The 15309-nt window shown below is 42.1% G+C and carries 13 protein-coding genes and 1 pseudogene; 3 read left to right on the top strand and 11 right to left on the bottom strand.

The window, feature by feature from the left end; all coding sequences use genetic code 11:
• Positions 1 to 162: 162 nt before the first annotated feature.
• From H6G86_RS25655 to H6G86_RS25620, 8 genes are all read right to left on the bottom strand, one after another.
• A complete protein-coding gene (locus H6G86_RS25655) occupies positions 163 to 735 on the bottom strand; it encodes a hypothetical protein (RefSeq protein ID WP_190936675.1) in 573 nt (190 codons plus the stop codon).
• A gap of 2 nt (positions 736 to 737) precedes the next feature.
• Positions 738 to 1205 (bottom strand): hypothetical protein, encoded by a 468-nt coding sequence (locus H6G86_RS25650; protein ID WP_190936674.1) that lies wholly within the window; start codon positions 1203 to 1205, stop codon positions 738 to 740.
• Between the two features lie 3 nt (positions 1206 to 1208).
• Positions 1209 to 2219, bottom strand: a complete 1011-nt coding sequence (locus H6G86_RS25645) for a tyrosine-type recombinase/integrase (protein ID WP_190936673.1) — start codon at positions 2217 to 2219, stop codon at positions 1209 to 1211.
• Between the two features lie 60 nt (positions 2220 to 2279).
• Entirely contained in the window at positions 2280 to 2594 is a 315-nt protein-coding gene (locus H6G86_RS25640) for a hypothetical protein (RefSeq protein WP_242064965.1), read from the bottom strand.
• 143 nt (positions 2595 to 2737) lie between these two features.
• Entirely contained in the window at positions 2738 to 3073 is a 336-nt protein-coding gene (locus H6G86_RS25635) for a XisI protein (protein WP_190936671.1), read from the bottom strand.
• The gene (locus H6G86_RS25630) at positions 3061 to 3474 is read right to left on the bottom strand and encodes a XisH family protein (RefSeq protein ID WP_190936670.1); all 414 of its coding nucleotides are present in this window, start codon (positions 3472 to 3474) and stop codon (positions 3061 to 3063) included. The genes H6G86_RS25635 and H6G86_RS25630 overlap by 13 nt, the downstream gene beginning before the upstream one ends.
• 794 nt (positions 3475 to 4268) lie before the next feature.
• The gene (locus tag H6G86_RS38895) at positions 4269 to 5246 is read right to left on the bottom strand and encodes an aromatic ring-hydroxylating dioxygenase subunit alpha (protein WP_190936669.1); all 978 of its coding nucleotides are present in this window, start codon (positions 5244 to 5246) and stop codon (positions 4269 to 4271) included.
• Positions 5247 to 5358: 112 nt separating this feature from the next.
• Positions 5359 to 5652 (bottom strand): hypothetical protein, encoded by a 294-nt coding sequence (locus H6G86_RS25620; protein ID WP_190936668.1) that lies wholly within the window; start codon positions 5650 to 5652, stop codon positions 5359 to 5361.
• Between the two features lie 297 nt (positions 5653 to 5949).
• Here H6G86_RS25620 and rpaB point away from each other — a divergent pair, with 297 nt between their 5' ends.
• A complete protein-coding gene (gene rpaB, locus H6G86_RS25615) occupies positions 5950 to 6723 on the top strand; it encodes a response regulator transcription factor RpaB (protein WP_190936667.1) in 774 nt (257 codons plus the stop codon).
• A gap of 174 nt (positions 6724 to 6897) precedes the next feature.
• Here the strand turns inward: rpaB and H6G86_RS25610 are convergent.
• Positions 6898 to 7056: pseudogene (locus tag H6G86_RS25610) on the bottom strand (transposase); the annotation flags it as partial.
• A 443-nt stretch (positions 7057 to 7499) separates the two neighbouring features.
• Here H6G86_RS25610 and H6G86_RS25605 point away from each other — a divergent pair.
• Positions 7500 to 11075, top strand: coding sequence for an AAA-like domain-containing protein (locus H6G86_RS25605; RefSeq protein WP_190936666.1), 3576 nt, complete (start codon positions 7500 to 7502; stop codon positions 11073 to 11075).
• 237 nt (positions 11076 to 11312) lie between these two features.
• On the opposite strand, the gene H6G86_RS25600 is transcribed toward H6G86_RS25605, so the two are convergent.
• The gene (locus H6G86_RS25600) at positions 11313 to 11567 is read right to left on the bottom strand and encodes a transposase family protein (protein ID WP_524538516.1); all 255 of its coding nucleotides are present in this window, start codon (positions 11565 to 11567) and stop codon (positions 11313 to 11315) included.
• A gap of 183 nt (positions 11568 to 11750) precedes the next feature.
• Complete coding sequence (locus H6G86_RS25595) at positions 11751 to 12332, bottom strand: O-methyltransferase (RefSeq protein ID WP_190936665.1); 582 nt, start codon at positions 12330 to 12332, stop codon at positions 11751 to 11753.
• A gap of 874 nt (positions 12333 to 13206) precedes the next feature.
• On the opposite strand from H6G86_RS25595, the gene H6G86_RS25590 reads away from it, so the two are divergent.
• Positions 13207 to 15207, top strand: coding sequence for a non-ribosomal peptide synthetase (locus tag H6G86_RS25590; protein WP_190936664.1), 2001 nt, complete (start codon positions 13207 to 13209; stop codon positions 15205 to 15207).
• The last annotated feature ends 102 nt before the right edge of the window (positions 15208 to 15309 follow it).

Genomic DNA, 15309 nt, shown 5'->3' with positions numbered 1-15309 from the left:
TGTTAATACTGCTTAAAAAGTATAAATAAATTTATACTACTGGGAAAATGATTTAGTGATCGCTTGTTTTTTACTGGATCTGACGAAACCGCATAGCTCCCGTTGAGGGTTTGGAAATTTTCTCGATTATACCGAGTTTAGTTAGTTGAACCCAGACCAGAGCTACTGGACAGTGGTTCCCTTTCCTTTTTGTAAGCATAAAGCGAGCAAGTTGCTCATCTTATGCTTACAGTGACAGATCGCACGCTGCCATTTTTCCACATTCTCATCTGATGCCAAATTGCGAACATCTTCTAAAGTTGTCACCTCATCGAGCATTGCCAAAACATTCGCTTTTTCAACAGGTGCTGCTACAGAATCACCCGATTCAGTAGGAGATGAAAATTGGTGTGGGCCATGTGGTTTAAAGGTTTGTGGTGTTTGCGGTTCAATCAAATCATCTAAATCTAGGTGCATTGTTGTCCGCACCAGACCAGCAAAAAGATCGGTGCTAACAACAGGCCCCAAAAGACTATTGCGATCACGGGTATCTTGCAACAGCACTTCGGCACGAGACTTAAGAATATCTGCAATTTGACTGAAGGCAAGTGCTGCGGTTAATAACTGTGCCTCCAAGGGTAATTTTTCTAGCTCGGCATCCAAACAATCCCACATAGCATCAAGGGAAGAAGTCGGTGGAGATTCAGACAACTCATCTAATACATCCCAGATGGTTAATTGGCGGTATATGGTCATCTCTAACATTGTGGATGCAAGGGGCAAGGGCGCACTGGGCAGTAGCTTGAGGTAATTTCAAACATATCTTTATATTGATAGAGCGAAACACCATATTGTTTCGCAAACGCCTGCAACACCTGATCTGTATAGGCGCGGATCTTGCCAGCCGTTAGCCCAAAACAGTGAATTGGTTCTAAGCGACAAATAGGCTGTTGTCCCAGCCACAGTTCTGCGCCCAAGGCGTGTAATGGTTTATCCCCCGGTTCTTTATACAAATACAGCACTGCAAAATATATTGCTGGGGGTTCGACTGCGATCGCATCAATTTCTGCTGAATGACTTTCATTCCGGTGACGATAGAATGAGCGGCGATTATGGCAGACTTTTGGATTCCAACACCCGTCCCCTTGTGACCCATGCAATAGTTTGGCTTGAGTTGTTGGTAGTTTAGAACATAGCTGACACTTGGGGTCTAACGGTTTCGGCATACCTTACTCCGGTTCTTCGCCAATCGCACGATAGTAAGCAGCGATCGCAGCTTCTTGCTCACTGCGAAGGGTATAGCGCCGAAACGCTTTCTCGCTTTGATGTCCCGTTAGCTTACGGGCATGGCTGGGGTCAACTCCCAATAGCAATAAGTCAGTGGCATAGGTGTGGCGAAAGGAGTGAGGATGTAAATCCTCAATGTGAGCTATTTCACCAATTTTTTCTACAGCAAAGTAAATGCCGTGATAACTCAAGCGTTCACCTTTGTATGAAGCATGGTGTGAAATCATTAATGGGCTAAGGCTGTTTAACACCTCTCCTTGGTGTGAGCGTAATTGTAAATAATCTGCCACGACTTCTCGGCTTTCTTTTCGCAGTGGCACTAAGCGTGGTTCATTGGTTTTGGTGTCCGGTAAAAACAGGAGCTTGCCATCAAATGAGCCAACATTTAGCTGTACAACTTCCCCAGCCCGGAGTCCATGACTGAGAATGTGAACGAGTGCTGTATCCCGTTGCCTTGTTTCTCCCAATAATTCCAACGCTGACCAAACCCGCTCCATTTCTTCAGGGGTCAAACTTTGGGCTGGTGGCAGTGGCACTTTTTCCAGTTTTATCCCCAGTGTCGGATTAGTAGAAATAATTTCAGGATACGTGTAACACATCCATTTGAAAAAGCTTTTGAGAGCCGCAATTCCTGCATTGATGCTGCTTTTTGAAAGCGGTTTACCTGCATCAGTCTGTATTTCATCACGGAGATATTCTTTATATAGCGCAAGATGACGTGGACGCAGTTCATGATAATGTAGTTCACTCCAAGCCAAAAACCTTTTGAGTTCGCGTTCGTAGAGTTTGCGGCTGTTTAGTGCTAGGTTATTGCTGCGTAAAAACTCTAGCACCTTTACCCACCGGATATCGGTTGGTGGTCTTCTAGTTTCTCCTGGCTGTGTGAAATGTAGAGCTTCACGATCAAGGGGAATGAGTTTGATCTCAGGTAAAGAATCTGCGCTGTAGTTCATCCAGTTCTGTGTAAATTATTAGGTTTTAAGTATTAAAAACAACTCTATTTTGAGTTGAGATTACTCATCTGGTGGTGAGGTAGTCATGACTTCTATGACGGTATGATCGTGACCGAAGCGTGCTTGCTCCCATGTAGAATAACGCTGCATTCTCCCGTGATGAGGCCCGCCTAAAACCATCGTTTCAAAGAGCAACGGGGGATCTCCAAAAGTAAGATCGAATCCCGAAAAACTAGTTGATACTTTGGCCTCCCCAACTATAGTTTCGGCAACTAGATGTTGTCCTGAATCTTGTATTGAGTGTAAATAATCTTGCCACTCTGACAATGAATTAACAGCAACAGGTGTATGTCCTACTAATTTGTAATAAAGCATGATTAACAATTTGTGGCTATCACAACAAAAATTTACCCGATTTTATACAAAAGAAAGTATTCCTTTTACTACCTCATAGCTCTCTAGTAACTAATACATGCTCAATCGCAATGGTGGCAAAGATTCTGCGTTTTGTATCATGTTTATTCCACAGCGAATCCCGATAATTGACGCATTTTAGGAGTATGAAAACCAATGACAATATCTTGTTTAGGTACACCCATTTCCATCAATTCTAAAGCAATATCTACTTCCGTTGTATTTTGTTGAATCCAAATTTTATTATTTTTGATATCTAGGTGCATTATTGGACCATAGATCCGTTTTTGATTGTTCCATCCAATGCTAATAATTTGATAATGGTCATACTCTGCGTCAAAAATCTGTTCGACCTCTACATCTCCATAACTAGGCTTATAATCGATATATTTAGTTAATAATTGCCTAACTTTTGTGCGGTATTCATTTAACTTATCCATTGTTCTATTTCCTCAGTTTCAACGTTATAAATAATCAATTTTAGTTTGTTTTCGTTGACTACAGTTTGAATAAAAGGCAAGTTAAAGAAATCATTATAAGTTACCAATGGGATAGCTAAATATAAATTTCTCGAAGGGTCTTCTGCACGTAATGCAGTCCGATAATTAATAAACTGTCCTAATGCTGTATGAAATTCTGAAATTTTCGATGCACTGACAAAATTTTTAATTTCAACTGCTATTTTTTCTCCAGCTTTTTCGGCAGCAACTAGGAGTTCTGCACCTAAATCAATCTGAACATCAACTCCACCACACCGAATATTTAGTGGGTCATCTGTAACTAACCAACCATCTTTTTCCAGTGCAGACCTCACAATATTGTGGAATAAATCACGAGCCATACGAACTATCCAATGAATAACCAAAGCAATTGGGGTAAGCAGTTTTGCTTTGGTTTTAAATGCTTGACTAGTTCATCTGGTATTTGAATGGTTGGTTTTGCCATGCTTGAAACCATTAAATGAGTAGTTTGCTCATATTATGCTTTAGATTACATAGTAATACAAGACTACAACACAAAATAAGATACCCTTATCTTTTATCCGATATAATCTACGATTAATACCACTTCTCTTGATGCCTCAGTGCTTTAAGTATAAAATAATACTTTAAATGCATAGTGTAGAGGAATAAAAAAGTTCAACAATAAATAAAAAAGTTCTACAATTTCTGTTGGGTGCTTTACCCCGCTCCAGGCATCCGTCCATGAATAACTCGCAAGTCTTACCGCCGTGCGATCGCTACGTTATTACTAGAGCGATCGCCTCTGGCGGGGCGTAGCCCATTGCGCCCACATTCGGGTAGAATCACTCTCCTAATTGTTGAACTTTTTTATTTGAGTTTGGTGTCTCTGTGTTGAAAAAGTGGTAAAGTCATCTCTTTTCCATCCCCAAATTGTTCAACTTATTTTTACGTGAACTTGCACCCAACCACGAAAAATCAATGCTTTGAGAGACTAGAATTGTTGAACTTTTTTATATCCTTACAATAACAAGATTTTGAGTGTGGGGAGTGTGGGGGGTAAGACTTCTTCCCCGTTCTTCCCCGTCCTTCCACACCTCCCACACCCTGCCAGCAAGGAGGTTTCAGCTTTTCAAGCGTGCCATTCGTCAGGGGGGCAAAGCATAAAAAAGTTCTAAATGGTGCCGAAAGTAATACCCTGTTGTTTGAGCCACTGACGGTATGCAATAGAATAGCGATCGCTCGGTAAATGTACTTCTGCTTGCAAATTTAAAGGTAAGCGTCGGGGTTGCTGGGAATTGACAATGGCAATATCTTGACTAGCAACAAGATTTTGAATATTTAGATAGACTTCAACTGGAATTTCACGGGCGCTGTTTACCATTAACCAATATTGGGCCACGCACTCATCTTCATCGACTGGCGTAATTGTATAGAAGACATTTAGACGATGCTCTCCAGGCCCAAGTTTAAAGTATGCCACTAGCGGACGGAAGATACGGTAATGGTAAGTGTTGAAAATCATTGGCGCTTCTTTGGGATTAGCCGAACTAAAATCTAGTTCCCACAAACCACATTTGAAACTAATCTGATCTCCAAGAGACTCTAATTCATAATGCGTCAACTCAGGACGACTAGCGTGGGCGAATAATCCCGAATGCATAATTGGGAAGTGTGCCGGATCGATAAAATTTTCCAGCGTCCGCAGGGGGCTAGAGTGATAGTGGTAGGGGCCACAGAAAATTTTGCGATAAACCGGATCGTCCCACTCAGAAAATGGAGCTATATCTTGTTTTGGTGTTCCTAAACAAACCCAGAGCAAATCGTAACGCTCAAGAAGTTGGTAAGTTTTAACACAAGCTCGTGCGGGAGGCGATTGGTCTGGATTAGCTGGAGCTAGTATACATTGGCCTTCGCTGTTAAAGGCTAAACCGTGGTACGAACAGACAAGGGTCTGTTTATTGACATATCCCAAAGAAAGACGAGCGCCACGATGAGGGCAAAGGTCTTGCCAAGCTAGAACTTTGTCGCCATTATGCCAGAGTACTAAATCTGAGCCTAATAAACGTTTGTGCAGAACTGTTCCAGGTTGGAGGTCTTGCGAGCGGGCTATTACATGCCAATCATTCAGCAAAATCTGGTCTTGCACCATGAGTATCGACACCCTTGAGGTCAAATACCTATATCTTAATCAGAGTGAACATGAAACTTGAACTTGATTTTGTCAGCAATCTGGTAGGCTGGGCGCTTGCTTTTCGCTACCATCAACTACAAAAATCATCAACGCGGATATCCCGCCAGACATCAGACACTTGCCAGCCGGAATTGCCCACCGATTGTACTGGAGGATTGTCAAGCAATGGAATATAGTCAGGAACTCTAGGCTCTGAAATCGCTACTGGTTTCTCCTCAACCTCAACCACAGGGGCTGGAGAATTGACAGTATTAGCTAGAAGTTGTTGGTCTTCAGCCTCCTCGATTAGCTTCATCTGTCTCAGGGTAAGCTTGTCGGATTTTTTGATGATTTTCTTAATATCTGTATCATTAGAAGTTTTCATTGGCTGTTCCCTTGAAGGCATTGGCTTAAAATTTGGATGAGTAAATTTGGGAGAAGTTAGGTATAAATAATTTGCACAGAATTAACAAGGTACACCAAATCGATGGGAAATACGAGTCTCTTGCTGAAGAATTTATTAATTGTGTACAAATCTGTTTTCGGGTAGATGCCCCAGCATAATCTGTTGTACAGATGCAAGTATTAAGCGTAGGCGTAGCTCGCCGCAGGCATCGCTTCTTAATCATGACTGTAGGTCAAGATTGTTTTGCGTTTTTGACTCCTAATAAGCAGATAATGGATGGTTGAGAGTTCTCGCTGGAAAGGAACAGCATTGAGAAACTTATCAGGTGATAAAGGCACAATCCTAATAGTTGATGACGAAGCCAGCATCCGTCGGATTTTACAGACGCGTCTAGAAATGATTGGCTACAGCGTAGTTACAGCTAGTGATGGTGAAGAAGCTTTGTCAGCTTTTCGCTTGTTGACCCCTGATTTAATAGTTTTAGATGTAATGATGCCAAAGCTGGATGGCTACGGTGTCTGTCAAGAATTACGGAAACAATCAGACGTACCAATTATTATGCTAACAGCATTGGCAGATGTAGCAGACCGAATCACTGGGCTGAAACTGGGTGCTGATGACTACATGACGAAACCTTTCTCACCCAAGGAACTAGAAGCTCGAATTGCCTGCGTACTAAAACGGCGCTCACACAAAACCAACATCAATGCTATTCCTAACTCTCTTATAATTCATGCAGGCAACCTGAAAATCGATACAAGTAAGCGGCAAGTCCATAAAAATGAGCAACGCATTCGGTTGACAGGTGTGGAGTTTAGCTTATTAGAGTTGTTAGTTAATCATTCGGGAAAGATTTTTTCAAGGGTTGAAATATTACAGCAATTGTGGGGCTTTGTACCAGAGATGAATACAGATACCCGCGTGGTAGATGTGCATATCTCACGGTTGCGGACAAAGGTAGAATCCGACCCCAACGATCCAGAATTTATTATCACAGCAAGAGGTAATGGTTATTTTTTCCCACGAATTATTGATTCAGAACACGATTGAAGAAGAAATTATAAGTCAAAATGTTGAAAATTTTAGAAACAACACCCAATCGACTTTTCATCAAGTCAGAAAGAAGAAATTTTGATGCCTTGATAATAGTCCTTTTTATATATGTTGGTATTTACTTTTTATTAATCTCTACATTAAAGGTTCTTCAGTACTTGTTATGCTAAACTAACAATCAAAGTGCCAATTTAATAAGCATTTTACTCTAAACTTATTAAAGTTTCTGAACCCATAAGCTGAACGCTTAATTAGCTTGAGTTTGTTATTGATGCCTTCAACAGCACTACTTATTGTCCTATTATCAAAGTAAGCTACTATTTCATCATATTTTTTTTGATTCGGTTTGTAAAATAATTCCAATTCCATAGTGAAGGCGATGCGATATAATTTTTATATCTCCTAAATCAAGAAGTTCTGTTAGAATCTTAATATCTTTTGTGCTAGTCATGACTGTAAATTTATATAAAAATAGTCTGAATTATATTTACAGTTAACAATAAATCCTCTTTATAAGTCAATCCCTATAATGCTTTAGCAGATTATTTATACTTGTTTTTGACATCATCTGATATCTATTGTTAATGATCTAGCATAATAAGTACTGAAGAAACTTTATTTTTAATATTTATTGTCTTTTGTCTTCTCAATTACTTCTGTATTTCCTTCCCAGCTTGGGTTATTGCCATCAATCACTGCTAATTGTATTGAGATATATTTGATTTTTTCTTAGTATTTTATTATAAACACTCTGGGAGAGCCAATTAATTTTTATGCCCCAATATAGCTATCAACTCGGTGGAAGTTTAAACATTGATGCACCTAGTTACGTACAGCGACAAGCCGACTCACAACTGTATGAAGTCCTGAAGGGAGGCGAGTTTTGCTATGTTCTCAACTCTCGACAAATGGGTAAATCCTCACTGCTGGTACGAATCAAGCATCGCCTGGATCAAGAGGGCTTTAAGAGCGCTGCCGTGGATTTGAGTGTGGTGGGGAGTGAACAAATTACTCCAATGCAATGGTACAAGGGATTCGTCGGCGACTTATGGCGACAGTTGGGGCTACTGGAAACCTTGAACCTGAAAACTTGGTGGCAGGAACGCAACGATCTTAGTTTACTACAACGTTTGCGGTGGTTTATTGAGGAATTGCTGCTGGTGCAGTTTCCCCAACAACAGTTGTTTATCTTTGTCGATGAAATTGACTCTCTGCTGGGGCTGAACTTTTCGATTGATGACTTTTTTGCCTTCATTCGCTTCTGCTATAACCAACGGGCAATTAACCCAGAATATCAACGCATTACCTTTGCGATTTTTGGGGTAGCAACTCCCTCGGATCTGATTCGCGACAGAACGAAGACACCGTTTAATATTGGGCAAGCGATCGCACTACAAGGATTTGAGTGGGAAGAAGTGACTCCCTTAATACAAGGGTTGGAAAAGACAGTATCACAGCCTGCATCGGTTGTCAAAGCGATTTTAGGCTGGACTGCGGGACAACCATTTTTGACTCAGAAGTTGTGTCATTTAGTTGTGCAATTGAGTCAAGAGACAATCGGGGACGGTGGTATAAATATTCTACCAGGTACGGAAGCGTTCTGGATTGAGAACTTAGTTAAAAACCGGATTATTGAGCGTTGGGAATCCCAGGATGAACCGGAACACCTGAGAACTATACGCGATCGCCTTGAACGTAACGGTCAGCGGGCTGGTAGAATACTAGGCACTTATCAAAAAGTTTTGCAAAGAATTGAAATAAAAAGTGATGATAGTCAAGAACAGATTGAATTGTTACTCAGTGGCTTAGTCGTTAGACACTTAGGAATATTAAAGATAAAAAATCGTATCTATCAACAAGTCTTTAATTTGCAATGGGTTGAAAAAAGATTAGCGGCGTTGCGGCCTTACTCGCAGACCTTTGAGGCTTGGGTAGGTTCAGGACAAAAAGATGAATCGCGATTGTTGCGCGGACAAGCGCTCAAAGATGCCCAACTTTGGGCGCAGGGGAAAAGTTTGAGTGATTTAGATTATTTATTTTTTAATGCCTCTCAAGAAGTTGATCGAAAAGAAGTGGAATTGCACTTAGAGGCAGAACGTGTTAAAGAAGTAGAAGCCAGACTTGTGCAAGAACAAAAAGCGTTGAGAATTCAACAGTTCTTGCTCAATGCGAATATGGCAGCCTTACAACAATCTAGACTCAGTGAGATTAAGGCGATCGCCACTTCTTCGGAAGCCTTATTTAGCACAGAGCAAAAATTAGACGCCCTCGTTGCCGCAATCATTGCTAAGCGCAAACTGCAACAACTCGGTGGAATCGATCCAGAACTAGAAAATCGGGTGCAATTATTACTAGAACAGGCAGTTTATGGTGCTTCAGAATTCAATCGCTTGTCAGGACATCAGTCCACAGTGTTTAGATTAGCAATCAGTCCCGACGCTCAAACAATTGCCTCCGCAAGTACAGAGAACGAAGTCAAACTCTGGCAGCGAGATGGCACCCTAATTGCGACTCTTCTCCACAACGGTCTAATCTGGAGAATGGCTTTTAGCCCCGACAGTAAACTTCTCGTTTGCGCTACGGGAGAGGGCACAGTTCAAGTTTGGCAGCAAGCGGGAACGTCTTGGCACAACCCCAAACTCCTACACAGCCTCTTAGGTCATAGTAGCGAGTTTAACGGTGTGGCCTTCAGCCCAGATGGGGAGATTTTAGCCGCATCCGGTGAGAATAACACCGTTAAACTCTGGGACAAAAACGGCATTTTATTAACCATTCTTGATCGTACCGATACGGTGAGGAGCCTAAGTTTTAGCCCCGACGGAGAACTGCTCGTTAGCGGCAGTGGGGAGGGTACGATTCGATTGTGGAAAAAAGACGGCGCATTTTGGGGCGCAGTCAAGTTCCTGCAAACGTTTCAAGGTCATAGCGCTGCCATTTGGGAAGTCAAGTTTAGTCCTGACGGCGAGATATTTGCCTCTGTCAGCATGGATAAGACTGTTAAACTTTGGCGCTCCCATACTCCGCCAAACGAAGAGTTACAGCACGGCACTTTGCTTATGTCGGGGAACCCGCCAACGCAAGTACCTCCCCTACAAACCCTTAAGGGTCACACAGGTGGCGTTGAAGGTATAGATTTCAGTCCTGACGGTGAGATTATCGTCACAGCAGGCAATGATCGAACCATTAAATTTTGGAGCAAAGACGGCAAAGAACTCAGAACGGTTGGAGGGCATCGCAGTGCCGTATGGAATATTAATTATAGTCCTGACAGCACGTTCATTGCTTCGCTGGGTGTAGGAAATGCTGTCAAACTTTGGCAGCCGAAAAACATTTTTCGGTTGCCGCTACAAGGTCACGACGCTGCTGTTTATGCTGCTGCTTTCGCTCCTGACTCTAAAATGGTCGCCACTGCAAGTACAGACGGCACGGTGAAACTTTGGCACGTCGATGGCACGTTGCTCAAGACGCTTAAGGAGGGCACAGGAGGGCTTTGGGATATGGCATTGAGTCCTGACGGTAAACTCATTGCCGTGGGGGGGGACAAAACAGTTAAACTATGGCACAAGGATGGTCAATTCCTGGGAGAAATCGATGCCCACAAAGGGATAGTTTACGGAATTAAATGGAGTCCTGACGGTAAAATTATTGCCTCCGCCAGCCCAGACGGCACGGTGAAACTCTGGCAGCCAGACGGCGCTCTGCTAAGAACTCTGAAGCTAGATGGCAGCGCGTTGTGGGATGTAGCCTTTAGCCCTGATGGACAAGCTATAGCCGCCATCGGTAGTCGCGGTACTCTCGCAATCTGGAAGCTTGATGGCACTTTATTGCAGGCGATTGATGCCCATCAAGTTGTAACTATGGGGGTCAATTTCAGTCCCGATGGTAAGACTGTAGCCTCAGCCAGTACAGATGGCACTGTCAAATTCTGGAAAATAGATCCCTTATCGACTCTTATTGACACCTCGGTTCCTCACAAAGCACATCTGACTCTTAAAGGTCATACAGAGGCAGTGATGAGAGTTGTCTTTAGTCCGGATGGTGAGATCATCGCTACGGCAAGTCTGGATAACACGGTGAAACTCTGGAACAAAAACGGCCTCTTGCTGAAGACGCTCACGGGTCATACAAGTGTGGTGATGGGAGTTTCCTTCAGTCGCGACGGCAATTTCCTTGCTTCCGCCAGCCATGACCAAACGGCGATTTTGTGGGATGTGCAGCGAATTCTCAATACAGATCCACTGGCTTTTGGTTGCGACTGGGTGCGGGATTATCTACGAACTAATGCTGACGTCAAGGAAGAAGACAGATATCTGTGTGAGGGGGTCAAAACTCAAAACGTGGCAAAGTAATTAATTGGGAATTCCAGGATGAACCGGAACACCTGAGAACTATACACGATCGCCTTGAACGTAACGGTCAGCGGGCTGGTAGGATACTACGCATTTATCAAAAAGTTTTGCAAGAAATTGCAATAAAAAGTGATGATAGTCGAGAACAAATTGAATTGTTACGTAGTGGCTTAGTCGTTAGACACGAAGGAATACTAGGAGTTAAAAATCGCATATATCAACAATACCTTAGCCAATTTACGAGGGTTCAATGCCTGTAGAAACGGGATGAATACGTCCTAAAGAAGTAAGCTTGGCAAAAATCTGGGTTAACCACTCGTATTTCGTACAACCATACAGTTCAATCGCCACCCCGCTATCTGCTCCACAGATTACTGCACAAATCGCAATAGTCAAGATATCAATTAACTTGTGTCGCTTCGTGCAGTTTATTCGTGGGTCTGACATTTGTGCAAAGTGGTCAGCAATGGTGATTTTAGGCTTGAGCTTCACGCTTTATGGGGCTTGATTCTACTTTTACAATGACTTTACCATCATCCGATTGCTTACCCCCATGGTTGCAGTGATCGCTATATCATCAGCTTCTAGATGAGAGTTATGTATGCAGACTCTACTCTTAAAAATTTCTGACGAAACCCTGCGAGATAGCGAACAACAGGCGGAAGTGTTCTTCTCTTACTTTCCTGCTTTCAAACGTGCAACCAGTAGACCGCATTTGGTAGAAATGATTGTCAAATTGAGGGCAACTGATGGCATCCACTCCAGAAACTCTGCAAGTTCCTGCTTGCGATCTTCTACATTATCTGCAATTAGAAGAATTTCTTTGCCGTAAGAGCGAGAAATAATCGCGCTAACATCTTCTTTGTAATGTGCCTTAGCATGATCCACAAACACCAAATCAGGGATGGGAATCTCCTGTGGAATAAGTGCGATCGCTTCAGAAGAATCACAAACCCATTGTTGAATCCGAGCAGATATTCCTGCCTGTTGGAAGTGTTTCGCCGCTTGCTCTGCTACAGCACTATCAAACTCAATTGTGTGAATTATTGCCTCGCTATCTCCCAGTGCTAAGTAGCAGGTAGAAAGACCATAACCAGTACCTAATTCCAGAATAATCTTAGGTTGTGCTGCTGTCACAAGTGCTGAAAGAATAAGTTCAGTATCTTGACGAATCGGATTGCGCCATCCTCGCTCTCCATACTGTTCACCTCCTAAAACACAGATTTTCTCGATGACGGCTAAAATGTTTGAATTCATAACTGAAAGACACACCAAATAAAAATGCCAACCGCTTAATATTACTTTGAACTGGTCAAAAGAGCGTACAGTTCCTCATCAGCAAGAATTCGATTTTCACTACGAGCTTTGTGCAGAATTAGCTCGATCACTTGCTCTTCAACTTTTCTACCTTTACGGTGCAACTTCTGTTGCACGTTTGCTCTGCCACTAGCCGGACCCACACGAATTTTATACTCTAAACCAACCGCATGTGGAGCGATAGCAGCATAAACCAACGCGGCAATATTGGGTTCTGCTCGAACTTCGGCTTAAGCCAGAAGCTAAAAAGCTTATTATGTAAGGATTGAGCAAAACTATAAGTGATAAAAGAAGCGATTAAATTGGAATTATTTTGTCAATAAGGGTTACAAATGAGACTAATCTCAACAATATGGCTTATCGAGAATAGATTAAAACAGAGCTTTAGACCAAACAATGAGAAATCAAGGGTTTTGAGGATTTATTATCCCGAACTCAGATTAATTTACCAATTTAGTATATTGACAAAAAGCAGCTAATTGTGCAATCGCGTCTCACGGTAATATAAGTTTACACAAACATACCAACTTTATCTATTTCTCGTTGAGCTAAACAACTGAATAATAGATAGTGAAATTGTTTATAGAATTTGCATTTTTATAGTATTCAAGTTTATTAATTTCAAGTCTTTTTAGAATTGTCAAGGGCTGTGGTAAGCCGCCATTAATCCTACTTCATTATTACCCAGAGGGAAATTAATGGGTTTGAGGCTTGTTTTTAACTCAAAAATAGTATATCGGAGAAATAGGTAAAATAACGACTGCATGAAAGTACTTGATTTTCTATTCGGAACAATAAGAGAATATTAGCGGCAATGAGTAATTTTTCTGATAAAGTCCTGAGCCAAACTGCACATAACTCAGAATTATTTTATTCACAGAATAAGTGTATCCATCAGTTATTTGAAGCACAGGTGGAGCAGAACAGTAATGCAATGGCGGTGATATGTGAGCAGCAGTACTTGACTTACCCCGAACTCAACGTCAAGGCTAACCAGCTAGCTAACTATCTCAAAAAGCGAGGCGTAAAGCCAGAAGTGCGAGTGGGAATTTGCGCGGAACGCTCCCTAGACATGGTTATAGGAATTCTAGGTATTCTCAAAGCAGGTGGTGCCTATGTTCCTCTAGACCCAGCTTATCCAAAAGAGCGCCTGGACTTTATTCTTAAAGAAACTAAAGCGCCATTGCTGTTGACTCAAAAGCATCTGGTTGAGAATTTTATTCAAGAGGAAATTCAAGTCGTTTGTCTGGACGCAGATTGTGACACTATTGCCCAAGAGAGTGAGGAAACACCTAACACTAAGGTAACAATAGAAAACTTGGCTTACATCATGTACACTTCTGGCTCCACTGGCAAGCCAAAAGGAGTACAAGTGACTCATGCCAACATCTCGTATTATATTCCAGCAGTCAGCCAAGTGATGCAAATTCAGCCTGAAGATGTCTATCTCCATGTGGCATCTTTCTCGTTTTCTTCCTCAGTCAGGCAATTAATGGTACCTCTGTATCGAGGAGCCACCAGTATTATTGCCAATAACGAACAAACCAAAAACCCCATCAGTTTGTTCGAGCTGATCCAGAAACAAGGAGTAACTATTGTTGACAGCGTACACTCAGTTTGGCGCTATGGACTTCAGGCATTAGAAACTCTGGACAAAAGACACACAGAGGCACTCACCAAATCTAAATTACGAATGATTTTACTTTCTGGTGACTTACCGCCAGTTCAAATTTACAAGCAGCTACGAGACCTGTTTAAAGAGAGCTTAGACATTTTCAACATTTATGGTCAGGCAGAAACCATTGGTAACTGTGCTTATTCGGTTCCAAACGACTTTGACCCAGAACGAGGATATATTTATATACCTGTAGGCTATCCTTATCCCCATAACCAAGCTTATATCCTCGACGAAAATCTTGAGCTTGTTAGACCAGGAGAAGTCGGTGAGCTTTATATGGGTGGTGCTTGTTTAGCTCTTGGCTATCTCAACAGTTTAGAGTTGAATGCCGAAAAATTTATCTCAAATCCTTTCAATAGCGATCCTCTTGGGCGATTATTCAAAACTGGCGACTTAGCGCGCTACTGGTCGGATGGTGCTATAGAGTTATTAGGTCGCACTGATTTTCAAGTCAAGATTAGGGGGATGCGGGTTGAACTAGGAGAAATTGAGTCTGCACTGAGACAACATCCCAGCGTAAAAGAAGCTGTGATCATAGCAGCAGATAATGAACTAAAGGAAAACCACCTTGTAGCCTATGTAGTTCCCAATTCATCTTTATCCAAGATTACCCAAACAGAACTGCGCGCCTATCTCGAGCGGAAGTTACCAGTTTATATGGTGCCGTCTGCCTTTGTGCTGGTTGATTCTTTACCTCTAACCCCGAATGGCAAAATAGATCGGCTTGCTCTACGAAGTCGCGAAGTTATACATCCAGAACTAGAAGCAGCTTATGTCAACCCTCAAACCGAGATAGAGGAAATCATTGCTACTGTTTGGCAACAGGTACTTCTCTTAGAAGATGTTGGCATTCACGACAATTTCTTTGAACTGGGTGGACATTCTTTACTTATGGCTCAGGTTCACAGTAAATTGTCAAGCATATTAGAATTTTCAAATATATTAGGGCAACAACTACTATCAATTGTTGAACTGTATCAATACCCAACAATACACTTGTTAGCTGACTACTTAACCCACAAGCAAAATCCCCAATTAAATTCCTCCAAAAATCATGAAAGATTACAAATGGGTCGCTCAAGGAAAGCTGCTCTAGAGCAACAGCGAGAACGAAGACAAAAATCAAAACTGGGATAGGTGAATTCAGTCCTAATAGCTTTCGCGCAGCGTGTCACGCCACTGCGGTCTTGGGACTCAGCGTGTCGTCAGCCATAGAAGTATGCTCCATTGCATAACCCA

The sequence above is a fragment of the Nostoc sp. FACHB-133 genome (genome assembly GCF_014698055.1).
Taxonomy (GTDB): Bacteria; Cyanobacteriota; Cyanobacteriia; order Cyanobacteriales; family Nostocaceae; genus Nostoc.
Note: the sequence above shows the minus strand (reverse complement) of the source record. Positions and strands in the feature narration are given on the sequence as shown.